The organism is Blautia marasmi, assembly GCF_900258535.1.
Lineage (GTDB): Bacteria > Bacillota > Clostridia > Lachnospirales > Lachnospiraceae > Blautia > Blautia hominis.
Genome location: NZ_OIWX01000001.1, coordinates 5,262,009 through 5,288,465, shown reverse-complemented (window position 1 = coordinate 5,288,465; position 26,457 = coordinate 5,262,009). Strand labels below are relative to the sequence as shown.

The following is a 26,457-nucleotide window of genomic DNA, read 5'->3' as shown; positions in this document are numbered from 1 at the left end:
GATATACTTGTTCTTATGAAAGGTGGTGTTTAGATTGAACGATTTACCTGTTCGAGAACCGATACAAAAACGCTCTATTGAAAAGAAAACAAAAATAGTAAAAGCTGGTTTGGATTTATTCTGCGAAAAAGGCTTTTATAAAACAAATACGGTTGAAATAGCAAAGGCGGCAGGAGTTTCTACGGGAACAGTTTACAGCTATTTTAAAAACAAAACAGATATTTACATTGCTTCTTTTGAATATTTCCTTGATAGTTACCTTAGACCATTATTAGAGGAATTAGAAACTCTCCCCAAACCCGTTGATACGCAAGTACTTATTGATAACTGTCTTAATCTATTTATCAATCTTTATGTCAATTCAAAGCAGACCGTAAACGAGTTGGGGCTTATGCAAGAGTCAGAACCGGAGATTATGCAGCACTTTGCGGCGTATGAGGATATGATTTTGTCCGCACTTGTAAAAGCCTTTGATAACCCAAATGTCACCAAAAAGAACTTGACCGAGAAGATGTATCTTCTATATGCTTTGTCAGATATATTAGGACAAGAACACGCTTTTAGTTATCATGGGAATATAGATTTAGATGTGTTGCGCTGTCAAATAACAGCTATGATTACTCACCTGTTTGCAGAAGAGTTATAAGGATAGAATATACTTTTACACTATAAAATATAAAAGCAAATAAAAAATTAAAATCTTTATGTATTGCAGCCGCTATGTGCTGCAATATTTTTTTGCCCGAAATCTGCTTTTCATTTGGCATTTTTCGATTTTCCCCGTATTAAGGAGTGAGAAAACTTTTTGAAAAATTTTCCCTGAAACTTTGGCAAAATCGCCCCCTGCGGTGTTGTATGTAGTGAAAGGAGAAATGCGAATGGAAAACAGAAGACAAAGCGTACAAATCATTGTACGGGTAACAGAGGAAGAACGGGCGTTGATTGGGGAAAAAATGAAGTAAATACCGACGATAAACCTATCCGCCTATTCCTGTAAAATGCTCATTGACGGGTACATCATTCTGCTTGATTTACAGGAAGTCAAAGCGCATACGGCGCAGCTTCAGAAAATCGGCGTAAATGTCAATCAGATTGCAAAGCGTATCAATGAAACAGAGCGCATTTATACCAACGACATGAACGAGATAAAGCGGCTCATGGAAGAAGTTTGGCCATTGGAAAGGCGGCTGCTCCTGCAATTCAAGGGGCTTACAAAATGAGGGTTTGGGAAACTTCCCAACAAGCAAAATGCAGCGGCGACAGACGGGCATTTTACGGGAACGGCTATCCGTTCCCTATGCTTGCTACGAAACTGTAAACACCGATTTCAAAGGAAAGGACGGAAAGGAATGGAACGGAAACGAATTATAAAAAACGGGCATATCGTGGTAAAAAATCCACTTGCCTATGAATTGCCAAAGCGTGAAGTTGTGATAAAGTCGGGCAGGACGCTCTACCGTTTTACGGGCAGTTATGACGGACAAAGTGCATTGGATTGTGGACGAAGAAGCCGCCGTGGTAGTCAAGCGGATATTTGCTCTCTGCTTAGAGGGGTAGAACAGACAGAAAATATTGACAGGTTTATCGGCAAGGTGCGAAAGTATCTCGATTTGGACGAGCTGACGCCTGCCATTCTGAATGATATGGTAAAGGCGGTATATGTTCACGCACCGGACAAATCAAGCGGGCATAGGGAACAACAGATTGACATTTCCTATGACCTTGTGGGAATACTCCCCGCATCCTTGCTCTCTACCACCTGTCAAACGGAGAAACGGCATAGCCCGAAAGCTACGCCGTTTCCGAAAAACATTCCTATGCTGTTTTATGAGTGCCGCCGTTAAGTGACGACGCTTTTACCTGTATGACAGCCTTTTGGCCAAACATTTCACAGAAATTCAATTTCATTCAAATCATGTATCAGATAATCAATCTTCAAATTTGTATTGTTTTCTTTGTCCTTGGGATTATACCAGCAGCAGCGGATCTGCGCATTGTTTCCCCCCTGCATATCACTGGTCAGGGAATCTCCCACGATAAGGACGTCCTTCTTCTCATGAGGACCTATCTGTTTCCATACATGATCAAAAAATCTGATATCCGGCTTTTCAAAGCCTATTTGGTCGGAAATAAAAACATCGTCAAAAATAACATCTAAACCCGACTTTTCAAGTTTTCGTTTCTGAGCCACATAGGTACCATTTGTAACCGCATATTGCTTAACGCTTCCTTTCAGTCTCTCTAGCAGACACTTGCTGTTATCGTTAAAAAACACCTGGTCACCCAAACGCATCTGATACTCCGCATTAAACCCTATGACATCCTCAAAACAAATCTGTTCTTTTTGAAAAAACTCTGTGAACCGGTCGAGTAATACCTGTTCTTTTGTAATTTCTCCGGTCTCCAGACGTTTCCAATAACTTTTGTTTATTTCCGCATATCTGGAGATCATGGCATCTGTGCAGTCACTCAGATTAAATTTCGCAAAACACTTCCGCAATGCATATTTCTCTGATCTGTCAAAATCAAGCAGTGTTCCGTCTACATCCCATAAGATCACTTTAAACATTATCATTCTCCGTTTTTTGTATTGTAAGGCTATTTCCTGTAACATTCCCTGATGAAGGGTTCCTCTATGAGTTCAGAAATAAGCAGACCATATTTTCGGGGATGGCGGAATGCATTGCCGTGGACTTCATGTTTCCTGTAGGCACGGATTTCCTCTATCGGGAAATCAGCCAGATAAATCCCTTCCCGTTCCCCTGCTTCCAAAATCAGTGTATCTCTTGAACCGGGCTGCCCCTCCCTGTACGCAATGCCGTCGAAAGCCGTTGAATGCCCGTTGCAGTCAGGTTTTCCATAAGGATAATTGACGGTGGCTATTCCCGTCATATTTTCGTAAGCTCTTGCCCGAAGCTGGGAAATGCGGTTGATTTCCATGGGACAAGCATTGGGAACCAGAATAATTTCAGCTCCTTTCAGCATGAGGATCCTGGCGCTTTCCGGGAACTCCCTGTCATAACAGATCATGGCTCCAACCTTAACCCTGCCCTGCTCCGTATCCAAATCCGCAGTATAAAAACCATCTCCTGCCGTCAGCCTGCACTCATCCCCAAAATCGCAGGTATGTACCTTGGCATACTTTAAGACGCAGCTGCCAAAACGGTCAAACAGGCAGATCGTGTTGCGGGGCAGTGGCTCAAACGTTTCAAGAAATGTGATACCCACAGCCATGTGCAGCTCTTTGGCAAGTTCACCGAAGGTACGGACAAATTCACTGTCAGAAGACACGGCCGCCGCCCTTAACTCCTCTGTATCTTCCGGAATATGGTAGCCGCTGCTCCACATTTCCGGGAACAAAGCAATATCCGCTCCCATAGCTTTAGCTTTCCTGCAGGAATCCATGCCCTTTTTCATGTTTCCTTCCAGAGTGTTCTCCGGCAATAACTGTAGTAATGCTACTTTTAAACTTTTCATTTCAACCATTCTCCTTATAAATCTGTTCTAGTTACATAGATATTTTTAGTATTATTCAATACCCCTGCTAACACAGCTCCATTATTTTTAAATATTTTATTGGAGGCCATGTTATCCACATGCACAAAAGACTTCACCTCCGTGTAGCCAAGGGATTTACATATCTCAATGATTTTGCCAAACAAAATATTGCCATACCCTTTCCCGCGGTGTTGTTTTGCTATCCCATACCCAAAATTTCCGACACCTTGTTTTTCTAAAAATGCACTTGAATGATGGCGTATTCTGGCTATCCCTACCGGCTGTCCACGCTACAAAACCTTCTCATATAATCTGAACCAATCCAGTCCGTACTTGCCAAGACCTAGATCAACCGTTGCTATATATTGATACCCGCATTGTTCGTATAATTTAATTGCAGGTATATTGTTTTCATAGACATCTAAGCGGATCGCTTTCATATGATTCTGCATCCCAAGGCATTCGGCAAAATCCATCAATCGGGTGCCGATTCCTGACTTTGTATAATTCGGATGCACTACAAACGTATGTATCACATATACAAGGCTATAATCTCCATCAAATTGCCATTGAGCGCTGTCATAGCCTTTCTCCGGCGTATGGCTTAATATTATAGAACCTACAATTTTATTGTCTATTTTGGCAATAAATAGAGCGTTATTATCAATTCCCACTATGGCATCTTCCCGTATTGGGTACACGCCCTTTTTCCATCCGGGATAATTAATGCCCATTTCCAAAGCTTCATTAACCTCATTATATAAGTGCTCCATTTCATCTAAATCACTGTAAGTACCACGTTCAATCAATAATTCCATGCTCTTTCGCTCATCCTTTCTTATGTGTTCCACCCAATTCTATTTTTAAATCTCTCGATCGCCCGGACAATTACGTTTACTGTTCTGTGAGTCATACCCAACAGGCCCTCGGATTTCTATCATATTCTGCCATCTCCTTTCATAGATTGTTCTATCAAACTTCCTTTTAAAGGAGCAGCCATATATGAATAATTGCGGCAGCAGTAAAAATGAATGTAACAATAAAGAAAAAGACACAGCCGAAAGCGAAGAGATCTTTGCCTCTCAAAAGCCATACCCACCGGTATGTATAACTGAGAGAAATTGTACATATGGACGTATGATGCTGGATAATATAGGGGGCGCCAATTCGGAAATGTCTGCGGTAAGCCTCTATCTTTACAACAATCTTCTGTTGGATCTTGACAAATATCTGTCTTATGTTTTCCATAAGATCAGTATTGTGGAAATGCATCATTTGGAAATATTCGGACAGCTTGCCAGACTAAACGGAGAAAATCCAAGGCTTTGGACGCACAGAGGGAACAAAATGCAGTATTGGTCACCCTGCTGCAATCGCTATCCCACGGAGTTAAAGCCGCTGCTTATAAATGCACTGGAAGGCGAAAAGAAAGCCGTACAAAAATACACCATGCAATGTGAACATATTAAAGATGTCCATATAGTAAAATGCTTGAAACGCATTATTTTAGATGAAGAACTGCATATTGAAATCTTTGAAAGTCTTTGTAAAAAATACTAAATGTACCGCTGCATCCAGCAGAATTAGGTCTGTCATTTGTGATAAGAATGCCCATTGATGATCCGGTAACTCCTGTAAATCTGTTCCAGCAGTACCACACGCATAAGCTGGTGCGGAAAAGTCATTTTGGAAAAACTGAGGGCAAAATCAGAACGTTTCTGCACCTCTTTGCAAAGTCCAATGGAGCCGCCGATGACGAACGTGATGTGGCTTTTTCCCTGGATACCCAGACTCTCTATTTTTTGGGAGAGTTCAACAGAATCCAGCATCTTTCCATTGATCTCCAGTGTGATCACATAGGAATCCTCCCGGATGCATTTCAGGATGCGCTCCCCCTCTTTTTGGCGGATATTCTCCTCCAGTGTTTCACTGGCGGCATCCGGGGTCTTCTCATCTGCCACTTCCAGGATTTCAAGCTTACAATATTTGCTCAGACGTTTTGTGTATTCCGCAATAGCGTCTCGATAAAATTTCTCTTTGATTTTTCCAACCGTCAGCACAGTGATTTTCATTTGCCGGATTCCTCCCGCTTCCATTTCAAAAGTTTGTCTTTCTCCTCTTTAGAGACCCGGTAGGACTCTCTGATCTTCTGGATGGATTTATTGTGTGTAAAAGTATCCATAGTATCCGTCTGCAGAAACAGTGTCGTTTTTTCCGGGAACTTGATATAACACACAGACACGGCCCAGGCAGCTGCCATCTGCACATAATAGGCATCGCTGTTTATATGGTTCAATCTATCCAGGAGACGGTCTATGTACTCTTCTGTCACAAAATGGTTCAGCATGGACACCAGGGCAAAACGGATTTCATATTCATGTTTCGAGTCCAGAAACCGTTCCAGAAATGCAAACCAGTAGGAAGTATCCTTTCTCATAAACTTGTAAGTGACACAGCTGCAGTCACAAATTGCCCAGTTATTGATTTTAGGAACAAAATCCTTCAATGCCTGGGTCTGTTTTTCCCGATCCATTTTCGCATATCCAATTACAATACCTTTCAGCATCAGCTCCTCATAACAGGTATCATCCGCTTTTTCCAAAAATTCCGTAATATCTTCTTTTGCAATCTTCTTTGCCATTTCCCGGAGCTTTGGCATTCGGACCCCCATCATTGTAGTCAGGCCCGGAACCAGGGACTCTTGAAAATTTTTGTATTTCGCATCAGCAGACTGCCGCAGTTCTTCTCTTATTGCCTCGATCATGATCTCCCTCGTGTTTTACAAAATCGCTTCCATATAGTTGCAAAAAGAGCCGCCACGTCCGGTGACGGCTCCCTATATGCTTAATTAATTATTTTTTCCTTTGATAAATTCATCAATTCCCTGTGCTGCTGCTTTACCTGCACCCATAGCCAGGATAACCGTAGCAGCGCCTGTTACAGCGTCACCGCCGGCGTAAACACCGTCTTTGGTCGTCTTGCCGTTTTCTTCATCAGCGATGATACATTTTCTCTTGTTTGTATCAAGACCGATGGTGGTGGAGGAGATCAGCGGGTTCGGGGAAGTTCCCAGAGACATGATAACAGTATCCAGTTCCATCTCGAACTCGGAATCCGGAATCTCTACCGGGCGTCTTCTTCCGGATGCATCAGGCTCACCCAGTTCCATGCGGACGCACTTCATACCTTTTACCCAGCCGTTTTCATCTGCCAGGATCTCTGTCGGATTACACAGAAGGTCAAAAATGATGCCTTCTTCTTTTGCATGATGTACTTCTTCTGCTCTTGCAGGAAGCTCTGCTTCACTTCTTCTGTATACAATATGTACTTCAGCGCCCAGACGAAGTGCTGTTCTTGCTGCATCCATTGCAACATTTCCACCGCCTACAACAGCCACTTTTTTGCCCATTTTAATGGGGGTATCATGGTCATCGCGGAACGCTTTCATCAGGTTGCTTCTTGTCAGATATTCATTGGCAGAGAACACACCGTTGCTGATCTCACCTGGAATTCCCATGAACATAGGAAGTCCTGCGCCGGAACCGATGAATACCGCTTCAAAGCCTTCATTTTCCATAAGTTCATCAATCGTGGTGGATTTTCCGATGATAACGTTTGTCTCAACCTTAACGCCTAAGGCTTTTACATTTTCAACTTCCATTTTTACGACTTTGTCTTTCGGAAGACGGAACTCGGGAATACCGTATACCAAAACACCGCCCGGCTGATGAAGGGCTTCAAAGATAGTCACATCATAACCCATCTTTGCCAGATCGCCTGCACAGGTAAGGCCTGCAGGTCCGGCACCGATCACTGCCACTTTATGTCCGTTTTTCTCCTTGGGAGGTTCCGGTTTGATTCCGTTTTCTTTTGCCCAGTCAGCAACAAAACGTTCCAGTTTACCAATGGAAACCGGCTCGCCTTTGATACCGCGGATACACAGGCCTTCACACTGTGTTTCCTGAGGGCAGACACGTCCGCAGACTGCCGGAAGGGCACTGGACTGTCCGATCACTTTGAACGCTTCTTCAAAGTTACCTTCTTTCACTTCTTTGATGAATCCCGGAATATCAATATTTACGGGACATCCTTTGATACATTTGGCATTTTTACAGGTCAGGCAGCGGGCTGCTTCTTCCATTGCCTCTTCTTTGTTATATCCATAGCAAACTTCTTCAAAGTTTGTTGCTCTCACTTTTGGGTCCTGCTCTCTTACAGGAACTTTCTTTAATACATCACCCATTATTCGTCACCTCCGCAGTTTCCGCATCCGCCGTGATGGGTGTCCCCCTCACGAAGTTTTAATAATGCTCTTCCTTCTTCTGTCTTGTACATCTGCTGTCTCTTCATTGCCAGATCCCAGTCAATCAGATGACCGTCAAATTCAGGACCGTCCACGCAGGCGAATTTCACTTCGCCGCCGACGATAACACGGCAGGCTCCGCACATACCGGTTCCGTCAACCATGATCGGGTTCATGGAAACAATAGTGGGCAGGTTCAGTTTTTTAGTTGTCAGGCAGCAGAACTTCATCATGATCATTGGTCCGATGGCAATACATTTTGTATAAGACTTGCCTTCAGCAGTCAGATCCTCGATCACTTTTGTTACCATTCCGTGACGTCCATATGTACCATCATCTGTGGTGATGTATAAATTACCTGCTACTTCTTCCATTTCTTTTTCCAGGATGATCAGGTCTTTTGTCTTAGCACCCACAATGACATCAGCCTCAATGCCGTGCTCGTGCAGCCATTTTACCTGCGGATATACCGGTGCGGTTCCTACGCCGCCGGCTACAAATAAAAGTCTTTCTTTCTTTAACTCTTCCAGATCTTCATTTACAAATTCAGATGGACATCCTAACGGACCTACGAAATCTTCAAAGAAATCTCCTGTCTGCATTTTAGCGAATTTTTCCGTGGAAGCACCTATCGGCTGGAATACGATCGTAACAGTTCCTGCCTCTCTGTCATAATCACAGATAGTAAGCGGAATTCTCTCCCCTGCATCGTCCTTTTTCACGATGACGAACTGTCCGGGCTCACAGTGTTTTGCAACCCTTGGTGCGTCAACAACCATGAGATAAACTATCTCATTAAGCTTTTCTGCTTTCAGAATCTTGTACATAATGTCCTCCTCACAACTCCAAATATGGTAATTCTATTGCTATAGTCGCTCTTTTTAGTATAGAGCAAAATGAACAAAAATTCAATCCGAATTTTAGAAAAATTTCCAATTTACTTTATAAATCATTGATAAATGACATAAGTTGCACTGGCCGGACTACTTATCTTTCCATTTTCATCCACTAAGATAGCGGAGAAGATATTTTCTCCAACCGGCATGGAAACCGGTCCTGTATATTCCGTGCTGTCCGTAGTTGGCGTTCCGTTAAATTCATAATATGCAGTACAGCCCTTTGGCACATATACCTTGATCGTCATGGAATCCTCATACTGTCCGGAGGCAGGTGTTATCCTTGGCGCATCCGGTGCCTTGAACTCTATGGTATAGGTCATAAGTCCAATGTCACTTGGAATCCCCTTGGCATTATATGCCACATATTTCAAGGTATACTCCCCTTCCTCCTCCAACAGGATTCCGCTGGCAGAATCATATAATGTACTTGTAGTATCCGGGTCCTTTCCGTCCAGCGTGTAATACACCTTGGTCCCATCCTCAATGGCACTGAAATCCACTTCCTCTTTGCTGTCATAAGTGCCGCCGTCCAGTGATATGACGGGAAGTGTGCTGATATAGGCGGAATAGCGCTCCTTAACCTCCGTGCTCTCACAGTCGTCCATAAGCTCTTTTATCTTTTTGACTTCGCCCTGTTTTTCATACAGGCGCAGAAGCTCCCCATAGGCGCTGACACTGTCGGGCGCATTGGCGACCGTAGAGATGAGGATTGCCAGAGCCTTCTCCTCCTCCTGGTTTTTCAGATATATCTTAGCCTGCAGAATATTGGCTTCTGTACTGTCCGGCTGCAGGTTCAGCGCACGCTCCAGGTATTTCAGGGCAGTGTCATAATCTTTGTTGCTGAACTCGGACTCTGCCTGGGCCATCTGGAAATCAAAAGAATTGTATTGTTTCTGGTAAAAGAGGACACCTGCGCCCACTGCCAGCACGCAAACACCGACGGCTGTAAAGCCCACAGCCATACGTTTTTTCTTTCGCCGTTTCATCTCCTGTTCCTGCCGCTTTTTTTCCCGAAGCGCATGCTCTTCCCTTTTCTTCTTTTCTTTTTCCTGTATCTCACGCTGCTGGATGATCGTCTCCAGCGTATTATATTCCGGCACCCATTGAACTTCTTTGCCGCATACGGGGCAGAACAATATGCCATCCTCAAATTCTGTACCGCAGTTCGCACATTTCATGTAAATACCTCATTTCTCATCTATATCAACATTTTACAAATATTCTTTTACCTGTTCTGTCCCTTCACAAGTTACAGACATTCTTCTATATACTGTTCAAATTCTTCCATGGACATAAGAACTTTTCTGGGTTTGGTACCTTCCTCCTCACCCACAACGCCGGCCTCACAGAGCTGGTCCATGATTCTGGCCGCCCGGTTAAAGCCAATCTTAAAGACACGCTGCAGCATACCGATAGAGGCCTTTTCTTTCTCAATGATGAACTTGCCTGCATCTGTAAAATAGGCATCCCGGTCATTGCCGCCGGATGCTGCTCCCGCCTGATTACCGGAAGCATCTTTGGCCGCCTCTATCTTGTCCTGGATCTCCTGGCTGTAGACATGGGCAGGGTTCTGCTCTGATAAAAATTTAACCACAGCCCCCACTTCCTGGTCACTGACAAAAGCCCCCTGTACACGGGCCGGCTTTTGGTAACCCTGGGGATAAAACAACATGTCGCCTTTGCCCAGAAGCTTTTCCGCACCATTCATATCAATGATCGTCCGGGAATCCACACCGGAAGATACGGAGAAGGCAATCCTGGAAGGCATGTTTGCCTTGATCAGGCCGGTAATGACATTGACGGAAGGCCGCTGCGTTGCGATGATCAGATGGATCCCCGCTGCCCTGGCAAGCTGTGCCAGGCGGCAGATCGCGTCTTCCACCTCACCGGGAGCTACCATCATAAGGTCTGCCAGCTCGTCCACGATAATAACGATCTGCGGCATCTTTTCCGGCTTTCCTTCCTCTTCAATATCTTTGATCTTGTCAACCTTTGCATTGTATCCTTTTAAGTCCCTGACATTGTACTCTGCAAATTTGTTATAACGGTCTGTCATCTCCGCAACCGCCCAATTCAGGGCGCCGGCTGCTTTCTTCGGGTCTGTGACCACGGGGATCAGCAGATGGGGGATGCCGTTATAAACACTCAGCTCCACAACTTTGGGGTCTATCATGATAAGCCGTACCTCTTCCGGGGAGGCTTTGTAAAGGATACTCATAATTAAGGTGTTGATACATACGGATTTACCGGAACCCGTGGCACCTGCTATGAGCAGATGGGGCATCCTGGCAATATCCGCTATGACCGGCTGTCCGGCGATATCTTTTCCTGCCGCGAAAGCCAGTTTTGATCTGCATGTGGAAAAAGCCTCGGACTGTATCAGTTCACGAAGCATAACTGCACTGTTTGTGGCATTGGGGACCTCTATTCCAACAGCTGCCTTACCGGGAATGGGTGCCTCTATACGAATATCCGTTGCCGCCAGATTCAATTTGATATCATCTGTCAGGCTGACAATCTTGCTGACCTTAACCCCCTGCTCCGGCTGCAGTTCATACCGCGTGACCGACGGACCGCAGCTTACATTGGTCACCGTCACATTGACGCCGAAGTTGTGTAACGTTTCCTGCAGCTTTTTAGCTGTACTGCGCAGATGGGAATCAGAATCGCCTTTTACCCCGCTTCCCTTTTTCAGCAGTGAGACAGGCGGTATCTCATATTCCTTTTTTATCTCCTGCTCTTTGTCTGCAATCTCATCCTTAATATTTTCAATTCCGTCCGCAATCTCATCTTTGGAGGAACGCGTTTTTTTCGCAGATGCTGCTTTCTGTGGTTTTTCCTCCCGCACCGGTTCTGCAGGAAGCTCCTCCACAATTTCTTCCACCTCCGCCGGCGCTGCGTCGGAACGATGGATCGGGAAAGCATTCTCAGGTTTTAACAGGATATCCTCTTCCGGGATCTCCTCCACAGATTCCGCCGCAAACACCTCTGCAGCAGCGGCCTCTTTCCGGATATTATCTATATTTTCAGCAGCCGTATTGGCTCCAGTATTGTCTTCGTTCTTGTTTCTTCTTGTTTTCAATTTTAAAGGTTCTGATTCTTGTGTTTTTTCCCCGTGTTTTGCTCTTCTTCCTGTGACCGGCTTGTCTTTTTTCTCTGATACATACTGTTTTCTTCGTGCATGGCCTGCTTTTGCACTTCCATATACACGGGTGCTGCCTTTTTTGAGAAGTGCAAACATAGATTTCTGGGTGATCAGGATCAAAGCAATGATCATTGCAATGATATCGATCACATACGTTCCCACAGTACCGAAGGCTTTTCCGCAGATATTGCAGAGAAGGCCACCCAACATACCTCCGCCGGTCTGGTATGTGGAGGAAGTTTTGTAATAGTCCATAATGGAAGTTCCGCTGAAGTAACCGTCCGTTAAAAGCTGCATCAATGCGCAGGCAGAAATGAACAGCAAAAGAAAGCCTGCCATTTTTCGGTAAGCTTTCGGATTTTGGTTATTCGATATGACAAAGGATACAGCCAAAAATAAAAAGATAGGAAATATGTAAGCCACCAGGCCAAACAGCCCGAAAAACACGCCGCTGACCGTCTTTCCTACCAGGCCTCCCATGCCAAAATTACTAAGCAAAAGCAGGATAGAACCTGCCAATGTGATCCATAAAATAATCTCCGTATACAGGCCGATCCCCTCGTCCTGTTTTTTCTTATTTCTGCTTCCAGAGCGGGTGCCCGTCTTTTTTCTTGTGTTGTTTTTTTTCGTCGCTGCCATTTTTTCTTGACTCCCCTTAAAGTTCCTGCGGCCTGTGCCTACAGGACAAAATTACACGTTACAGCGGCTATTCCGATGATAAAACAATAAATACTGAAATACCGGAATTTTTTGCGCTGTACAAACCGCAGCATTGTCTTGATGCAGAAGTACCCCGCCGCTCCTGCTAAAACTGCTGCTGCCAGATATTCCCCGAACATGGGAAGTGTGGCTCCCGAGCCGGGTATGTCCTTTAATTCCAAGATAGCTGCCCCCAATACAGCCGGAATGGACATGATAAATGAATATTTTACTGCAAATTTCCTGTTGAGACCGCAGAGCAGACAGGCTGCTATGGTCATACCGGATCGTGAGATTCCGGGAAATACTGCAATTCCCTGAAAAAAGCCGATCGCCAGTGCGATCCCGAAAGATACATCTCTTGGTATTTTATTTCCTGCCGGGAAGAAATCCACCACCAGAAGCAAGATTCCGGTGATAAAGAGTCCAACCCCGGGTGCCAGCAGATTATTGCCGGCTGTCACCACCACATTCTTTAGAAGCAGTCCCACAACTGCGGTAGGAATGGTAGAAACAATAATAAGCAGGATGAATTTTCGGTAATTGGTGGACACGATTTTTTTATAACGCTTCGCATCGTGTTCTCTTCGGTTGTGTGACCATATTTTAAAATTCTGAACAATGTCATAAATCATCCCACATCCATCCAGAACCAGTTTCTTAATGTCCTTCCAGAACGCAATAAAAATAGCTGTCAGCGTTCCCAAATGTAAAATCACATCGAACAACACGCCTGTGTCCGTGTTGATGTTTAAAAGATTCTGCATAATAGCCAGATGCCCGGAACTGCTCACCGGAAGGAACTCTGTGATTCCCTGCACCAGCCCAAGCAGAAGTGCCTGTAGTAATGACATGTGGTCAACCTCTTCATATGTATTTTCTCCATCTGTTTTTTGTGTAGATCGCACAGATGGAGTGATAAACTTTATCAAATGTTTATTCTATCATAAAATTGCATTTCACACAACTTAAAAGTCTTTACAAAATTTAAGAAATTTCGATCATCCCTCATTTTTTCTGTTTTTTTCAATGAGTTCATACAGTTTTTCCAGAGACTGGGAAATGCCGCCAACCTCATCGATCAGTCCTTCCTTCACTGCTTCTTCCCCCTCCAGCATTGTGCCCACATCCTTTACAAGCTGTGTGGGATCCAGCATCAGTTCCTCGATACGCTCCTGCGACATCCTAGAATGGGAGGAGACAAAACCTGTGATGCGGTCCTGTATTTTTTCTATATTTTTATAGGACTGCATCACGCCGATAAACATACCGTTGCTCCGAACCGGATGTATCACCATGGTTGCAGAGGGCACAATAAAAGAATAATCAGCGGAGACTGCCATAGGTACACCGATGGAATGGCCGCCGCCAAGTACCAGGGAAACGGTTGGCTTGCTAAGAGATGCGATCATCTCCGCGATTGCAAGTCCTGCCTCCACATCTCCGCCCACAGTGTTGAGGAGGATGAGAAGGCCGTCCACATCTTTGCTGTCCTCGATCACAGCAAGCTTTGGAAGAACATGCTCGTATTTGGTGGTCTTGCTGTTGTTTGGCAGGGATTCATGGCCTTCCACCTCGCCAATAATGGACAAAAGGTGGATATGATATTGTTTTTCATTGTCGGATAAATCTAACTGCCCCATATCTTCTATCTGCTCATTTTGTTTTTCTGTTTTTTCCAGTTCTTTTTTCTTTTCTTCAGACATAAAACTACCTCCAAGAATTTATTCCTGGAGGTAGGATGCGTAGTTTGGTGATTATTATGCACATTCCGGTGCAGATGCGGCTCATTGGCTGGAAAAAAGCCCCCTCTGCGCCTGTTAAAACGCAAAGGGGGGATTTTATTTACTCGTCCCAGTTATGCCATACATACTGTACGTCGTCGTCATCTTCCAGTAAATCCAGTGTTCTTTGCAGGTTCTTCACATCCTGCTCATCGGAAAGCTCCACATAAGTCTGTGGGATCATGGCAACATCAGCCTCTGCCATAGGGATTCCTTCCTTTTCCAGGGCTTCGCGCACAGCGCTGAAATCATCCGGAGCGGTGAGGACCTCAAAGCTGTCCTCCTCCTCAGAAAAATCTTCTGCGCCTGCATCCAGGGCGATCATCATCAGGTCATCTGCGTCCATCTCACACTCTTCCTTGTCAATGATGATCTGTCCTTTTTTATCGAACATAAAAGATACACAGCCAGGTGTTCCAATATTGCCGTTTCCTTTTGTGAATGCACTTCTCACATTGCTGGCTGTACGGTTCTTGTTATCTGTCAGGGTCTCCACAATGACAGCCACACCGCTTGGGCCGTAGCCTTCGTAGGTGATATATTCGTAGTTGTCAGCATTGGCATCACCCGCTGCTTTTTTGATCCCGCGGTCAATGGTGTCGTTTGGCATGTTGTTGGCTTTTGCCTTCGCGATCACATCACGCAGTTTACTGTTGTTGGCCGGGTCCGGGCCGCCCTCTTTTACGGCTACCACGATCTCTCTTCCGATCACAGTAAAGATTTTGCCTTTTTTAGCATCGTTTTTCTCTTTTTTATGTTTTATGTTTGCGAATTTTGAATGTCCTGACATCTCTCTTCTCCTTCTTTTTTGAGCAGTTTTTCTACCCTTACTTTTTGTATTGTATTATTTTCCACCCCAAGGATGGTAAATAAATATCCGTTTGTCCTGACTTCCTTGTCCTCCTGGATATTGGGGATATGGCCCAGCAAAGAGGTCAGATATCCATTTAATGTCTCATAATCCTCATCCTCAAAATCAATATCCAGCACTTCCCCCACCTCTTCCAGAGGTGTGAGACCTTTCATCAGATAGGAGTCATCAAGCTGTTCCACAATAAAATGGTCATCTTCATCATATTCGTCCAGAATATTGCCCACAATCTCTTCCAGTATGTCCTCCATGGTAACAATGCCTGAAGTCTGTCCATATTCATCCACTACCACAGCCATGTGGATTTTCTTGGCCTGCATCCGTTTGAACAAATCGTTGATGCTCCTGGTCTCAGGAATATAGGAAGCTTCACGGATCAGATCCGGTATCTGGCCCACAGGAACATCTCCTTTATTCTCAAAGGTCATCTGTTTCATAGCATCTTTCAGATGCAGGATGCCGATAATATCATCCATATCTTCCCTGTATACCGGATACCTGGAATTACTTCCGTTCAGCATATAGGAAAGGGCCTCAGCAAGAGGGGTATTTACCTCTATGGCGCTGACATTTTTCCGGTGAGTCATGATATCCTGCGCTTCCTTGTCGGAAAACTCCATGATATTCTGAATCATTTCCGCTTCATTCTCTTCGATCACACCCTGTTCATGGGCATCATCCACCATTGAAATAATCTCTTCTTCCGTCACATCTTCTTCGTTATGATGGGGATCCACACCCAGCAGGCGCACCATCCCATTGGACAGTTTCATGATCAGAAACGTAATCGGATAAAACAGCTTTACGATCAGCCGTACCAGCCCTGCTGTCCGGTAAACCCATTGGTGCGGATTACAGGTAAACAGCTTCTTGGCGGAAATTACGCCTACAGCCACCAGTAAAATCAATACCAGAAGCACCGCGACCACAACGCAGATGCCGCGCAGAACAGCGTCCGGTATGTAGGAAAATGCGGAAATCCCATGCAGTGCCGTATACATATAGGGAACAAGCTCACGGATCCCCACATACCCGGCCAGTATGCTTAAAAGTGTGCCCACAGTGAGAATAGTATTGACAACCATAACCGGATTGTTCACCACATCCAGCAGCCAACGGGACCTCTTATCACCCTCCTGCTGCCGCTTCTCCACTTCACTTTCACTTACTTTCTGTATGGCAGAGCCAAATCCATATAAAATCCCGTTAATGATGATGAATAATAGAAAAACCATTACCGCCCATAAAGGACTACTCCCGTCATCCATATGATTAAAAAATTCCTTCTTTCTTCCCTCATATTTGCCCTTTTTACAGGGCTGTCCTATAATAAGATACCATTTTCATGCACAGCAGTCAAGAAAAAAGAATGCCCGTCCGGGCTGCAAAACCGTACATGTTACTGTTCACTCCGTGTCCAGTAACACGCTTCGCGATGCACAGATATGGGGCATTCTGCCCCATATCGCGCTGGCTGACTCGGGATTTTCATGCTTTCAGCATGAAAACGCCTCCCGGTACAGTGGCCTGTGTACAGTAACCCGTACATTCCGGACATACGAATTTGGAACGTCAAATTTTGAATAAATCATTGTTTTTATAAAATTCTGGTGTATAATAAAAGTAACTACGATTGGATGGGAGGTTTTTATATGACACCAAAAGAAAATTTCAGAAAATTTTTTCAGCATGAACGCGGCGAATGGTTCCCCAGCTTTTTCACAGATGCCAACCTGGGCGTGTTCATAACAGGAATGGATGAACGTGCACCCCGCAATCAGTCCGGAAAAGACTTTTTCGGATGCACTTGGGTGTTTGACCCCGTAGGTAACGCAGCCGTTCCTGACACCAGTATTCCGCCGATTCTGGAGGATATCTGTGACTGGAGGGAAAAAGTGGTATTTCCTGATCTGGATTCTGTGGATTGGGAGGCAAGCGCCAAGGCAGACAAGGTAGATCAGTACGATCCGGACAAATTTAATTACACCATGCTCCTGGAAGGTCCCTTTGAGCGGCTTCACACACTTATGGGGTTTGAGAACGCCCTCTGTGCCATGCTCACAGACCCGGATGAGGTGGGCGCATTTTTCGACCGGCTGGCAGAACTGAAATGTAAAGAGCTGGATATCCTGCAGAAATATTACCACACAGAAGCGGTATGCTTTCACGATGACTGGGGTACCCAGAAGAATATGTTCTTCTCCCCTGATATCTGGCGCAGCCTGATAAAGCCACGGATCAAAAAGATTGCAGAGCATTGCCACTCGCTGGGTATGTTTTTCGATATGCACTCCTGCGGCAAAATGGATCAGATCATTGCCGAGTTCCCGGAGATAGGCATTGATTCTTTCCAAGGACAGGGGATCAACGACATTGTTGGCGCAATGAAAAAGACAGGCCATAGCCTGTCCTATAACATTACACCCAAATATCAGGATCTGGAAGCCGCAGCAGCGGCAGGCAGCCTGACTGAGGAGGAAGTCAGAAGCCGTATCCGGGAAGAAGTTTTATCCTGCGCAAAGAACGGAATCTATACAACTGCCTTCGTCCCGGTAAAGACCTGGTGGTTCCCCATCGCCATGCAGGAGGCGAAAGCCTGCGAAAAGGAAATTTTCACTATGTAGTGGGAAGTTCCAGGCTCACGCACAGGGCATGATTGACTTTCTTCAGTATTTCTGCATCCAGATGGCATACCTTGTCTTTTAATCTTCGTTTATCAATGGTGCGAAGCTGCTCCAGCAGGATTACGGAATCCTTCACGATCGCGTAGGAGGATGCGTCAATCTCTATATGGGTGGGCAGCTTCGCCTTATTCATCTTTGATGTTATGGCCGCACAGATCACTGTGGGGCTGTGTTTATTACCGATGTCATTCTGAATGATCAGCACCGGACGGATTCCGCCCTGTTCGCTGCCGACTACCGGCCTTAAATCCGCGTAAAAAATATCACCTCGTTTGATAACCACACATTTCACACTCCGATTTTTTTCTGTTCAGATATAATTCTTCCCAAGTTCTCTCGTGTGTATTCCATGGTTTTTCTTGTTTTTTACTTTTCTGAAGCCAAATCGCCTAGGGCGATGGGATCTTTGCTTGCTGCGGGATGTGTTCTTACGGTTCTGCGGGAATAAAAAGGTGGGGGACACGTTTATTGATACAGCAGGCAAACTCGTAATTAAAGCGGCCTGAAATCTCTCCCAGTTCCTCCAGCGTGATGCTCTCTTCCCCGTCCCGTCCAACTAATGTCACTTCGTCCAACTCTTCCGCTTCCGGGATATCTGTCACATCCACCATGAACTGATCCATACAGACTCGTCCTATGATCGGCGCACGTCTGCCGCGGATCAGTACACTGCCTTTGTTTGACAGACTTCTGGCATACCCGTCCGCATATCCCACAGGAATGGTGGCAACTCTGGTAGGACGTTTTGTGACAAATGTTCCGCCGTAGCTGATCTCCACGCCGGGTTCCACTGTCTTTATGTATACAACTCTGCTTTTGAGAGCCATTACCGGTTTTAAAGGCACCGGCTCCTTTTCCACCTGACCGGACGGATAGAGGCCGTACAGAATGATACCGGCCCGCACGGCATCCATATTCGCCTCCGGGATCCGGATAATACCTGCACTGTTGGAACAGTGCTTCAAAGGCACATGCAGCCCCTTCTCCTCCAAGGCCCGGACAAATTCCAGGTATCTCTCAAGCTGTGCATAGGCCGGTTCCCTGCCCGTCTCATCTGCCCTGGCAAAATGGGTGAACAGTCCTTCCACTTCAAGCCCCGGCATTTCAGCAATTTTCAGGATCTCCGGTACATCGTGCTGCAGATCGCGGTAGCCGATACGTGTCATACCGGTATCCAGCTTAATATGTATCTTCACTGCTTTGTTCAGCCGTTTTGCCGTGTCTGATAAATCTTCAGCCATCTTACAGGTAAAAACGGTGGGGCGGAAGTCATTTTCTATGATGGTCTCATAATCTTCCAGGAAGGTATATCCAAGAATCAAAACAGGCTTTTCAATGCCGCCCTCTCTGAGTGCAAGTCCCTCTTCCACACAGGCTACAGCAAAGCCCCAAATATAAGGCAGGGGTTCGATATGCCTGGCAATGGGAAGTGCTCCATGTCCATAGCCATCCGCCTTCAGTACGGCAATGATCTTTGTGTCCTCGCGGATATTGTTCTTCATACTTTCCAGATTATAGGAAACCGCATCCAAATCTATGGAAACGTAAATCCTGTTCGGTGTCTTCATAAAACTGCTCCTCTTTTCTTCAAGATTTCCGTTGTCTGTGTGATCATATCTCCGGCGATCATACTGTACTCCCCCTTTTGGGCAGCTGCCATATCACCTGCCATCCCATGAAAATAAGCGCCCAAAGCCGCGGCTTCCTTTACTGAAAGCCCCTGGGCTAAAAGGCCCATAAGGATACCGGAGAGTACATCCCCGCTTCCGGCTGTTGCCATTCCGCTGTTGCCGGAAGTGTTGATAAATATCTCCTCACCACCGTCAGAAATGACGGTACGGGAATCTTTGCATACTACGGTCAGATGATATTTCTGGGCAAAACGTTTTGTCAGGTAAAGGGGCGCTACTTTCCACTCCTCCACGGATACCCCTGCGATCCTGGAGAACTCACCCAAGTGGGGTGTTACCAGAATAGGTGCCGGATACTGCGTGAGCACTTCCATTCTGCCTGCCAGAAGATTCAGGCCGTCCGCATCGATCAGCAAAGGTTTACTGCCCTCTGCCAGTATGGTATAGAGGATATCTTCTGCCTGCTGCCCTGTGCCAAGTCCAGGCCCTACTCCTATCACATCTGCCCAGGCCAGTCCTTCCCGGATCTGTTCTTTTTTGATCTCCTCATCGTCATAGAAGCTGTACATAGCCTCCGGCAGCATTGTGGTCAATGCCTGCCTGTTCTCCTCCCTGGTATGTACCTTGATCATACCTGCACCTGTCCTGAGTGCCGCACAGGCAGAGAGATACGCTGCGCCGCTTAAATCACGGCTTCCGGCTGCCAGAAATATTTTTCCATAAGTCCCCTTGTTTCCATCCGGCTTCCGCTTGGGGATCCGGTACAGATCCTTCTCCTCACAACGCAGTACAGACAGCTCAAAATCATTCTGGGACATTTTATAGATCCCGATATCCGCAGTCCTGACTTTTCCCGCGCAGGAAGCACCTGGATAGAATAACAGCCCTGCCTTCTCATAGGCAAAGGTCACAGTCACGTCAGCTTTCACTGCACAGCCCAGCACCTTTCCCGTATCTGCACTGATACCGGAGGGGATATCCACTGCCATGATCTTTGCTTCCGACCGGTTAGAGGCTTCGATGGTGTCTCTGTAGATTCCGCCCACTTCTCTGGACAGGCCTACACCAAAGACAGCATCTACTATAGTAGTATATTCAGCAGGTACGGCATTCTTGACAAAGGATATGTGATAATTTTCTGCAATATTCACTTGCTTTCTCATTTCTTCTGTATAATGATCCTTTTTTCCAAGTATACAGATATCTACCGAAACCCCTGCCACATGAAGCATACGCGCCACAGCCACGCCGTCCGCGCCGTTATTTCCCGTGCCGCAGAGGACCAGGACTTTTTCCAGAGGGAAATCTTCCTCCACAAGGGCCCGGTACACACTCAGGGCTGCCCGCTCCATGAGGACCAGGGAGGGGATCCCGATCTTGCGGATGGTATAATCATCCAAAAGTTTCATCTGTCCGCCGGTTACGATTTGTTTCATGTCAACACTCCTCTCTTTTGCTGGTATCAGCCAAAAAAGGCCGCCGCAAAAGTTCCGCAGCAGCCTTTTCTTACTTTTTATGTTCCGTCACATAACAATTCAGATTATAAGACAATCTCATGAGACTCTCGGACAGGTGTACATTTTCCACAATGACATCCTCCGGGACCTCCAGATCCAGATGTGCGAAATTCCAGATAGCCTTGATTCCGTTTTCCACCAGCAGATCAGCTGTCTCTTCTGCATTGTTCTTAGGCAGAGTGAGCGCCGCTATCTGAACATCATTATCCTTCAGATACTGGGGAAGTTCATCCATCATAAGGATTTCGTTCCCACGGATGGAAATGCCCTTCAGAACCGGGTTCACATCAAAGATACCGACTACCTTAAACCCGCGCTTTTCAAACTGCACATAATTTGCCAGTGCCTGTCCCAGATTGCCCGCTCCTATAATGATCATGTTATGGGTCCGGTCAAGTCCCAGGATCTTAGCGATCTCCGTGTACAGGTACTGCACATTATATCCGTATCCCTGCTGCCCGAACCCTCCAAAATTATTCAGGTCCTGGCGGATCTGGGATGCCGTCACGCGCATCTTGGTACTCAGCTCATTTGAGGAGATACGCTCCACACCATCTTCCAAAAGTTCTCCTAAATATCTGTAATATCGGGGAAGTCTTCTGATGACTGCTTTTGATATGCATTTTTCGTCCACGACTTTACCCTCCTTATGTCTTAGTTTTCTGTTTCATATAGGAATATTATATATAATTGTTAAAATAAAGTCAAATACAATTCCAGTTATTGTTGTTTTTATCTGTTGTCAAATTCTGAATTTCAGATATAATAGGAAGGGTGAAGCAAAAATGTTACTGTTCACTCCGTGTCCAGCAACACGCTTCGCGATGCACAGATATGGAGCATTCTGCCCCATATCGCGCTGGCTGCCTGGGGATTTTCATGCTTTCAGCATGAAAACGCCTCCCAGTACAGTGGCCTGTGTACAGTAACACAAAAATCCCGCGGCTAAAGTCCATTCCCGGCGGATTTTTGTCTATGACTGTGAAGAGACAAAACAGTTACACCTAAAGATAAAGGAGATTCTAAAAAATGATACTGGCATGTCAGAATATTGAAAAATCATTTGGAGGCATGAATTTGATCCATGACGCCTCCTTCCATATAGAGGAACGCGAAAAAGCTGCCTTAGTGGGCATCAACGGAGCAGGCAAATCCACACTGCTGCGTATTATCATGCAGGAGATCCCAGCGGACAGCGGGGAGGTCATCTTATCCAGAGGCAGGACCATCGGCTACCTGGCCCAGCACCAGGAGCTGGACAGCGCCCTCACCATCTACGATTCCCTGCTGCAAGTCAAACAGCATATTCTGGATATGGAGCTTCATATGCGGGAAACGGAAAAGCAGATGAAGCACGCTTCCGGGAAAGAACTGGAACACCTGATGGAAACGTATTCTCGGCTGACCCATGAATTTGAAATGGAAAACGGCTACGCATACAAAAGCGAACTTGTGGGGGTGCTGAAAGGACTTGGCTTTCCTGAAAGTGACTTTGAAAAAGAGATCTCCACCCTGTCGGGAGGGCAGAAAACGCGAGTTGCCCTTGGACGCCTCCTATTGTCCAAACCGGACATCATCCTTCTGGATGAGCCTACCAACCATCTGGATATGGATTCCATCTCCTGGCTGGAGACCTATCTGCTGAACTATCCGGGAGCTGTCCTGATCGTATCCCATGACCGGTATTTTCTGGACCGGATCGTAACCAAAGTTATTGATATTGATAACGGAAAGGTAAGTTCATTTACCGGAAATTATTCTGCTTACAGTGAGAAAAAGACCCAGCTTCGCAGGGATGCCTATCAGGCGTATCTGAATCAGCAGCAGGAGATCAAACATCAGGAGGAAGTAATCGCCAAGTTAAAGCAGTTTAACAGGGAGAAATCCATAAAGCGGGCAGAAAGCCGTGAAAAACTGCTGGATAAGATTGAAGTCATAGAAAAGCCCACAGAGGTAAACGCTTCCATGCGTATTTACTTAAAGCCCCGCATGGAAAGCGGATCGGATGTACTGACCGTGGAACATCTCACAAAATCCTTCCCCTCTCTCCCCCTCTTTTCGGACCTAAATTTTTCTGTCAAACGGGGGGAACGGGTAGCGATCATCGGTAACAACGGAACTGGCAAGACCACCATACTGAAAATCTTAAACGAGCTGGTTCCCGCCGACGCCGGGGTCTTCCATCTGGGAAGCAAAGTGCACATCGGATACTATGACCAGGAGCACCATGTACTCCATATGGAAAAGACCATCTTTGAGGAGATCTCTGATGATTTTCCAAAACTCACCAACACAGAGATCCGCAATCTGCTGGCTGCTTTCCTTTTCACCGGAGATGATGTATTTAAGAAGATCTCCTCCTTAAGCGGCGGAGAACGGGGACGTGTATCCCTGGCTAAACTCATGCTGTCAGAAGCCAACTTTCTGATCCTGGATGAGCCTACCAACCACCTGGATATCATGTCAAAAGAGATTCTGGAGGATGCCCTGTGCAATTACACTGGAACTGTGCTGTATGTGTCTCATGACCGGTATTTTATCAACAGGACAGCCACCAGGATCCTGGAGCTGACCAACAAAAGTATGGTGAATTACATCGGCAATTATGATTACTATATGGAAAAAAGAGAAGAACTCACCCGTATCTACGCACCTGGCCAGGAGGAGGAAGAAACTGCAGAATCTGTGTCTGCCACAAAACTGGACTGGAAACAACAGAAAGAAGAACAGGCACGCCAGAGGAAACGCGAAAATGATCTGAAAAAGACCGAAGCAGAGATTGAACGCCTGGAAGCCAGAGACAAGGAAATTGACGCCGAGATGGAGAAGCCGGATGTGGCGGTCAATGTGGCCGAATGCGTAAAGCTGGCCAACGAAAAAGCTGAGATCGCGCAAAAACTGGAAGAACTCTATGAAAAATGGGAAGAACTGGCATAATGCCTGTTCTTCCCGTTTTTCTGTTATAAGGGCAGGTCCCGCTTGCTGAACCGTATGATTCCAATCCCCATAAGTAAAAAACCCGCCAGATACAAAATGCCGCACATCATCCAAGCTTTTCCGTCCCCTGCACTCAGACCGTCTATGTCAAACAAGGTCACAGGTGTGGCATATTTTACTTTCTCAAATTTATCTCCAACCTGCGATATCATCTGCACAAGGACTGAATATACTACGATGGCTGTACTGACTGCAGAGGAAGTTTTTGATTCATTACTGAAACAAGAAGCACAGAAACATGCGCCGCCAAAGAATACAAGCATTCCCAGCAGACCCACATTGATCCGGATAAACGCTGCTGTTTCCATTTCCCCGGGGAAAAGTACCTCACTGACAACAAGGATCAGGCAAGTCACATAAATGACAATGACAAGCAGGGACACCAGCATGAAAACGCACTGTGTCATCATGATCTTCCAGCGTTTGGCAGGTACCGCCAAAAGGTAAGCCATGGAGCCGTTGTCCACGTATTTGGCTGCCAGTCTGTTTGAGAGAATTATGATGAATACCGCCGGGAAAGCCACATACAGCATTCCATATAAGTATCCCGATACAAATTCCAGCAATGTCTGGCCCACATCAGCCATGCCAAATGCCGCGAACAGATCCGGCATGCTGTCAGCCATCATTTTCAGGCTGTCTCCCATTTCAGGATTGAACATCATAGTGATCATACTGCCATAGACACTGAGGACCGCAAGAAAAATGACGAGCAGCAGCCAGTTTGATTTGATCTCTTTTTTAAATAACGTAGCATTCATGATCGTGCTGCCTCCTCTCCGTAAAAATGCATGAAAAACTCTTCCAGACTCTGTGTGCGCACATCTAAATCTGTGATCGTATACGCGCTGGCCTTTTTCAGGAAAAGATCAATATTTTTTCCCACTTTGGCAGTCACTGCTTTTTCCCCGGCCTGATAAGAGGCCTCAGGAAATGCGGCAGCGAACGCTTCCGCCATAGCTGGCTCCCGGAAAGTGATCACTATCACTTTCTGTCTTCCCTCTTTTAATCTTTCAATCTCCTCCACTGCAACCAGGCGCCCGTCACGGATGATCGCGGCACGGTCACAGGTTCGTTCAATCTCCTCAAACATATGGGAAGACATAAGTATGGTTTTTCCTTTTTTCTTCTCCGAAAGGATCAGCTCTACAAACCGATTCTGCATCAAAGGGTCCAGTCCGCTGGTGGGTTCATCCAGGATCAGGATGCTTGCCAGCGGATTCATGAATGCACAGACGATTCCTATCTTCTGCTTCATGCCTTTTGACATTTTCTTCAGCTTGCCGGAGGGATTCAGTTCAAACATTTTCATTAGTTCCTGAGCCCGGCCCAAATCTCTCATTTTCTTCATCTTTGCCACAAAACGGATAAATTCCATTCCTGTCATGGAGTCAATAAAAGCAATCTCCCCGGGAAGATATCCAAGGGATGACTGGATTTTATCCGCCTCCTTAAAACAATCCATATCCAGGATAGACAGGCTGCCGCTGTCAGGCTTGATAAAGCCCATGATCTGACGGATCGTTGTGGTCTTCCCTGCTCCGTTTGGGCCTAAAAATCCAAGCACCTCTCCTTGTTTCACCGAAAAACTCACGTCAAAAACACCGCGGTTCTGTCCATAGTCTTTTGTTATATGGCTGATTTCTATTACGTTCATATTTCCTGCCTCCTTCCAACCATTTCTGTCAGATACTCCTCTTTGTATGCGATCCGCTTCAGCATTTCTGACCATTTTCTGAATTGCTGCATCAATAAATCCGCATCCACCGTATCGGTATAGAACATTCTCTGATGCATATATCCGTCTGTAAGCCAGATAAGCATATGCAGTATCTCTCTGGGTTCTGCATCCTCCCTGAACTTTGTCATATCTACATTTTTGCAATAATCCTCAAACATAGTTGCAATCTGGTTTTTCATAAAGGAATTCATTTCCTCCGATACATCCTCTCTGGACGTAAAAAATGCCCGGACGCTGTATTCCATAAGATAGGGAAATTCAGAGAGAATACGGGCTTTCTTTTCGGTTGTGTAAGCCAACAACTCGAAGAAGTCCGTGATTTCAAAAAAATGCGAATCCAAAAGGCGTGAACCCACCTTTTCAAAGACATACTCAAACAGATACATATACAGCTCTTTTTTGTTCTTAAAATAATAAAACAGCAGTCCCTTTGAGATTCCGGCTTTGGCGGCGATCAGATCTGTAGATGCACGTTTATATTCACAGGTACCGAAAACCTCCAGTGCCGCATTGACGATCGCTTTCTTTTTTTCCTCCGAAAGACTGCTAAGTTTGTCCTCCATATTGAGCCCCCTTTTTGTACTTTACCGATTCGGTTAATACCCATTATAAGAAATTGACTCAGATTTTCAACCCCCTGTCTGAAAACTTTTAACTAAAAAGAACAAGTCCATGTAAGCAGGGACTT

The 26,457-nt window shown here is 45.7% G+C and carries 25 protein-coding genes and 2 pseudogenes; 6 read left to right on the top strand and 21 right to left on the bottom strand.

Annotated elements, in window-relative coordinates:
* Positions 1–34: 34 nt before the first annotated feature.
* The 3 genes and pseudogenes from C6P39_RS23140 to C6P39_RS28040 all read left to right on the top strand — a co-directional run bounded on the left by C6P39_RS23140 (position 35) and on the right by C6P39_RS28040 (position 1,844).
* On the top strand, positions 35–646 hold the full coding sequence (locus tag C6P39_RS23140; protein WP_158661677.1) for a TetR/AcrR family transcriptional regulator: 612 nt from the start codon (positions 35–37) through the stop codon (positions 644–646).
* A gap of 232 nt (positions 647–878) precedes the next feature.
* Positions 879–1,220, top strand: a pseudogene (locus tag C6P39_RS23135) (plasmid mobilization protein).
* A 129-nt stretch (positions 1,221–1,349) separates the two neighbouring features.
* Positions 1,350–1,844: a DUF4368 domain-containing protein gene (locus tag C6P39_RS28040; RefSeq protein ID WP_242987114.1), complete on the top strand. Its 495-nt coding sequence runs from the start codon at positions 1,350–1,352 to the stop codon at positions 1,842–1,844.
* 44 nt (positions 1,845–1,888) lie between these two features.
* Here the strand turns inward: C6P39_RS28040 and C6P39_RS23125 are convergent, their stop codons facing one another.
* The 4 genes and pseudogenes from C6P39_RS23125 to C6P39_RS23110 form a co-directional block, all read right to left on the bottom strand.
* Entirely contained in the window at positions 1,889–2,569 is a 681-nt protein-coding gene (locus C6P39_RS23125) for a YjjG family noncanonical pyrimidine nucleotidase (RefSeq protein WP_104805343.1), read from the bottom strand.
* Between the two features lie 29 nt (positions 2,570–2,598).
* Positions 2,599–3,477, bottom strand: a complete 879-nt coding sequence (locus C6P39_RS23120) for a carbon-nitrogen hydrolase family protein (RefSeq protein WP_104805342.1) — start codon at positions 3,475–3,477, stop codon at positions 2,599–2,601.
* A gap of 14 nt (positions 3,478–3,491) precedes the next feature.
* Positions 3,492–3,773 (bottom strand): annotated as a pseudogene (locus C6P39_RS28790) (GNAT family N-acetyltransferase); the annotation flags it as partial.
* 15 nt (positions 3,774–3,788) lie between these two features.
* Positions 3,789–4,316 carry a GNAT family N-acetyltransferase gene (locus tag C6P39_RS23110; RefSeq protein ID WP_104805340.1) on the bottom strand — a complete coding sequence of 176 codons (528 nt, stop codon included), beginning with the start codon at positions 4,314–4,316 and terminating at the stop codon, positions 3,789–3,791.
* A gap of 184 nt (positions 4,317–4,500) precedes the next feature.
* Here C6P39_RS23110 and C6P39_RS23105 point away from each other — a divergent pair, with 184 nt between their 5' ends.
* Positions 4,501–5,058 carry a ferritin-like domain-containing protein gene (locus C6P39_RS23105; RefSeq protein WP_330407115.1) on the top strand — a complete coding sequence of 186 codons (558 nt, stop codon included), beginning with the start codon at positions 4,501–4,503 and terminating at the stop codon, positions 5,056–5,058.
* A gap of 32 nt (positions 5,059–5,090) precedes the next feature.
* Here C6P39_RS23105 and rlmH read toward each other — a convergent pair whose 3' ends face one another.
* The 10 genes from rlmH to C6P39_RS23055 form a co-directional block, all read right to left on the bottom strand.
* Positions 5,091–5,570 (bottom strand): 23S rRNA (pseudouridine(1915)-N(3))-methyltransferase RlmH, encoded by a 480-nt coding sequence (gene rlmH / locus C6P39_RS23100; RefSeq protein WP_104805339.1) that lies wholly within the window; start codon positions 5,568–5,570, stop codon positions 5,091–5,093.
* Entirely contained in the window at positions 5,567–6,262 is a 696-nt protein-coding gene (locus tag C6P39_RS23095; protein ID WP_095173161.1) for a DNA alkylation repair protein, read from the bottom strand. The genes rlmH and C6P39_RS23095 overlap by 4 nt, the downstream gene beginning before the upstream one ends.
* 84 nt (positions 6,263–6,346) lie before the next feature.
* A complete protein-coding gene (gene gltA, locus C6P39_RS23090; protein WP_104805338.1) occupies positions 6,347–7,741 on the bottom strand; it encodes an NADPH-dependent glutamate synthase in 1,395 nt (464 codons plus the stop codon).
* Entirely contained in the window at positions 7,741–8,628 is an 888-nt protein-coding gene (locus C6P39_RS23085; RefSeq protein ID WP_065541852.1) for a sulfide/dihydroorotate dehydrogenase-like FAD/NAD-binding protein, read from the bottom strand. Before C6P39_RS23085 ends, gltA begins: the two co-directional genes overlap by 1 nt.
* A gap of 122 nt (positions 8,629–8,750) precedes the next feature.
* Complete coding sequence (locus C6P39_RS23080; RefSeq protein WP_104805337.1) at positions 8,751–9,878, bottom strand: chitobiase/beta-hexosaminidase C-terminal domain-containing protein; 1,128 nt, start codon at positions 9,876–9,878, stop codon at positions 8,751–8,753.
* A gap of 71 nt (positions 9,879–9,949) precedes the next feature.
* Entirely contained in the window at positions 9,950–12,484 is a 2,535-nt protein-coding gene (locus tag C6P39_RS23075) for an FtsK/SpoIIIE family DNA translocase (RefSeq protein ID WP_104805336.1), read from the bottom strand.
* Between the two features lie 38 nt (positions 12,485–12,522).
* A complete protein-coding gene (locus C6P39_RS23070; protein ID WP_095173165.1) occupies positions 12,523–13,398 on the bottom strand; it encodes an undecaprenyl-diphosphate phosphatase in 876 nt (291 codons plus the stop codon).
* A gap of 147 nt (positions 13,399–13,545) precedes the next feature.
* On the bottom strand, positions 13,546–14,250 hold the full coding sequence (locus C6P39_RS23065) for a ClpP family protease (protein ID WP_104805335.1): 705 nt from the start codon (positions 14,248–14,250) through the stop codon (positions 13,546–13,548).
* Between the two features lie 139 nt (positions 14,251–14,389).
* Positions 14,390–15,118, bottom strand: a complete 729-nt coding sequence (locus C6P39_RS23060; RefSeq protein ID WP_033140304.1) for a YebC/PmpR family DNA-binding transcriptional regulator — start codon at positions 15,116–15,118, stop codon at positions 14,390–14,392.
* Positions 15,088–16,467 (bottom strand): hemolysin family protein, encoded by a 1,380-nt coding sequence (locus C6P39_RS23055; RefSeq protein WP_095173168.1) that lies wholly within the window; start codon positions 16,465–16,467, stop codon positions 15,088–15,090. Before C6P39_RS23055 ends, C6P39_RS23060 begins: the two co-directional genes overlap by 31 nt.
* Before the next feature lie 384 nt (positions 16,468–16,851).
* Here C6P39_RS23055 and C6P39_RS23050 point away from each other — a divergent pair, with 384 nt between their 5' ends.
* Complete coding sequence (locus tag C6P39_RS23050; RefSeq protein ID WP_158661676.1) at positions 16,852–17,823, top strand: uroporphyrinogen decarboxylase family protein; 972 nt, start codon at positions 16,852–16,854, stop codon at positions 17,821–17,823.
* Here C6P39_RS23050 and C6P39_RS23045 read toward each other — a convergent pair.
* From C6P39_RS23045 to C6P39_RS23030, 4 genes are all read right to left on the bottom strand, one after another.
* Positions 17,816–18,166, bottom strand: coding sequence for a type II toxin-antitoxin system PemK/MazF family toxin (locus C6P39_RS23045; RefSeq protein ID WP_018594007.1), 351 nt, complete (start codon positions 18,164–18,166; stop codon positions 17,816–17,818). The genes C6P39_RS23050 and C6P39_RS23045 overlap by 8 nt on opposite strands.
* A 145-nt stretch (positions 18,167–18,311) precedes the next feature.
* Positions 18,312–19,451, bottom strand: a complete 1,140-nt coding sequence (gene alr, locus C6P39_RS23040) for an alanine racemase (RefSeq protein ID WP_104805333.1) — start codon at positions 19,449–19,451, stop codon at positions 18,312–18,314.
* A complete protein-coding gene (locus C6P39_RS23035) occupies positions 19,448–20,950 on the bottom strand; it encodes an NAD(P)H-hydrate dehydratase (RefSeq protein ID WP_104805332.1) in 1,503 nt (500 codons plus the stop codon). Before C6P39_RS23035 ends, alr begins: the two co-directional genes overlap by 4 nt.
* Positions 20,951–21,020: 70 nt before the next feature.
* Positions 21,021–21,665 carry a redox-sensing transcriptional repressor Rex gene (locus C6P39_RS23030; RefSeq protein WP_095173172.1) on the bottom strand — a complete coding sequence of 215 codons (645 nt, stop codon included), beginning with the start codon at positions 21,663–21,665 and terminating at the stop codon, positions 21,021–21,023.
* A gap of 395 nt (positions 21,666–22,060) precedes the next feature.
* Between C6P39_RS23030 and C6P39_RS23025 the strand changes: the two genes are divergently transcribed.
* On the top strand, positions 22,061–23,968 hold the full coding sequence (locus C6P39_RS23025; RefSeq protein ID WP_104805331.1) for an ABC-F family ATP-binding cassette domain-containing protein: 1,908 nt from the start codon (positions 22,061–22,063) through the stop codon (positions 23,966–23,968).
* 23 nt (positions 23,969–23,991) lie between these two features.
* Here C6P39_RS23025 and C6P39_RS23020 read toward each other — a convergent pair whose 3' ends face one another.
* From C6P39_RS23020 to C6P39_RS23010, 3 genes are read right to left on the bottom strand one after another with little or no spacing between them, the layout of a single operon-like run.
* The gene (locus tag C6P39_RS23020) at positions 23,992–24,789 is read right to left on the bottom strand and encodes an ABC transporter permease subunit (protein ID WP_187144012.1); all 798 of its coding nucleotides are present in this window, start codon (positions 24,787–24,789) and stop codon (positions 23,992–23,994) included.
* Complete coding sequence (locus C6P39_RS23015; protein WP_104805330.1) at positions 24,786–25,685, bottom strand: ABC transporter ATP-binding protein; 900 nt, start codon at positions 25,683–25,685, stop codon at positions 24,786–24,788. Before C6P39_RS23015 ends, C6P39_RS23020 begins: the two co-directional genes overlap by 4 nt.
* Positions 25,682–26,332: a TetR/AcrR family transcriptional regulator gene (locus C6P39_RS23010; RefSeq protein WP_104805329.1), complete on the bottom strand. Its 651-nt coding sequence runs from the start codon at positions 26,330–26,332 to the stop codon at positions 25,682–25,684. Before C6P39_RS23010 ends, C6P39_RS23015 begins: the two co-directional genes overlap by 4 nt.
* Between the last annotated feature and the right edge of the window lie 125 nt (positions 26,333–26,457).

Excerpts from the sequence above, each read along its gene's own strand:
- C6P39_RS28040 (WP_242987114.1), top strand. The coding sequence starts at position 1,350 with ATGGAACGGAAACGAATTATAAAAAACGGGCATATCGTGGTAAAAAAT.
- C6P39_RS23125 (WP_104805343.1), bottom strand. The coding sequence starts at position 2,569 with ATGTTTAAAGTGATCTTATGGGATGTAGACGGAACACTGCTTGATTTT.
- C6P39_RS23120 (WP_104805342.1), bottom strand. The coding sequence starts at position 3,477 with ATGAAAAGTTTAAAAGTAGCATTACTACAGTTATTGCCGGAGAACACT.
- C6P39_RS23110 (WP_104805340.1), bottom strand. The coding sequence starts at position 4,316 with ATGGAATTATTGATTGAACGTGGTACTTACAGTGATTTAGATGAAATG.
- C6P39_RS23105 (WP_330407115.1), top strand. The coding sequence starts at position 4,501 with ATGAATAATTGCGGCAGCAGTAAAAATGAATGTAACAATAAAGAAAAA.
- rlmH (WP_104805339.1), bottom strand. The coding sequence starts at position 5,570 with ATGAAAATCACTGTGCTGACGGTTGGAAAAATCAAAGAGAAATTTTAT.
- C6P39_RS23095 (WP_095173161.1), bottom strand. The coding sequence starts at position 6,262 with ATGATCGAGGCAATAAGAGAAGAACTGCGGCAGTCTGCTGATGCGAAA.
- gltA (WP_104805338.1), bottom strand. The coding sequence starts at position 7,741 with ATGGGTGATGTATTAAAGAAAGTTCCTGTAAGAGAGCAGGACCCAAAA.
- C6P39_RS23085 (WP_065541852.1), bottom strand. The coding sequence starts at position 8,628 with ATGTACAAGATTCTGAAAGCAGAAAAGCTTAATGAGATAGTTTATCTC.
- C6P39_RS23080 (WP_104805337.1), bottom strand. The coding sequence starts at position 9,878 with ATGAAATGTGCGAACTGCGGTACAGAATTTGAGGATGGCATATTGTTC.
- C6P39_RS23075 (WP_104805336.1), bottom strand. The coding sequence starts at position 12,484 with ATGGCAGCGACGAAAAAAAACAACACAAGAAAAAAGACGGGCACCCGC.
- C6P39_RS23070 (WP_095173165.1), bottom strand. The coding sequence starts at position 13,398 with ATGTCATTACTACAGGCACTTCTGCTTGGGCTGGTGCAGGGAATCACA.
- C6P39_RS23065 (WP_104805335.1), bottom strand. The coding sequence starts at position 14,250 with ATGTCTGAAGAAAAGAAAAAAGAACTGGAAAAAACAGAAAAACAAAAT.
- C6P39_RS23060 (WP_033140304.1), bottom strand. The coding sequence starts at position 15,118 with ATGTCAGGACATTCAAAATTCGCAAACATAAAACATAAAAAAGAGAAA.
- C6P39_RS23055 (WP_095173168.1), bottom strand. The coding sequence starts at position 16,467 with ATGGATGACGGGAGTAGTCCTTTATGGGCGGTAATGGTTTTTCTATTA.
- C6P39_RS23050 (WP_158661676.1), top strand. The coding sequence starts at position 16,852 with ATGACACCAAAAGAAAATTTCAGAAAATTTTTTCAGCATGAACGCGGC.
- alr (WP_104805333.1), bottom strand. The coding sequence starts at position 19,451 with ATGAAGACACCGAACAGGATTTACGTTTCCATAGATTTGGATGCGGTT.
- C6P39_RS23035 (WP_104805332.1), bottom strand. The coding sequence starts at position 20,950 with ATGAAACAAATCGTAACCGGCGGACAGATGAAACTTTTGGATGATTAT.
- C6P39_RS23025 (WP_104805331.1), top strand. The coding sequence starts at position 22,061 with ATGATACTGGCATGTCAGAATATTGAAAAATCATTTGGAGGCATGAAT.
- C6P39_RS23020 (WP_187144012.1), bottom strand. The coding sequence starts at position 24,789 with ATGAATGCTACGTTATTTAAAAAAGAGATCAAATCAAACTGGCTGCTG.
- C6P39_RS23015 (WP_104805330.1), bottom strand. The coding sequence starts at position 25,685 with ATGAACGTAATAGAAATCAGCCATATAACAAAAGACTATGGACAGAAC.
- C6P39_RS23010 (WP_104805329.1), bottom strand. The coding sequence starts at position 26,332 with ATGGAGGACAAACTTAGCAGTCTTTCGGAGGAAAAAAAGAAAGCGATC.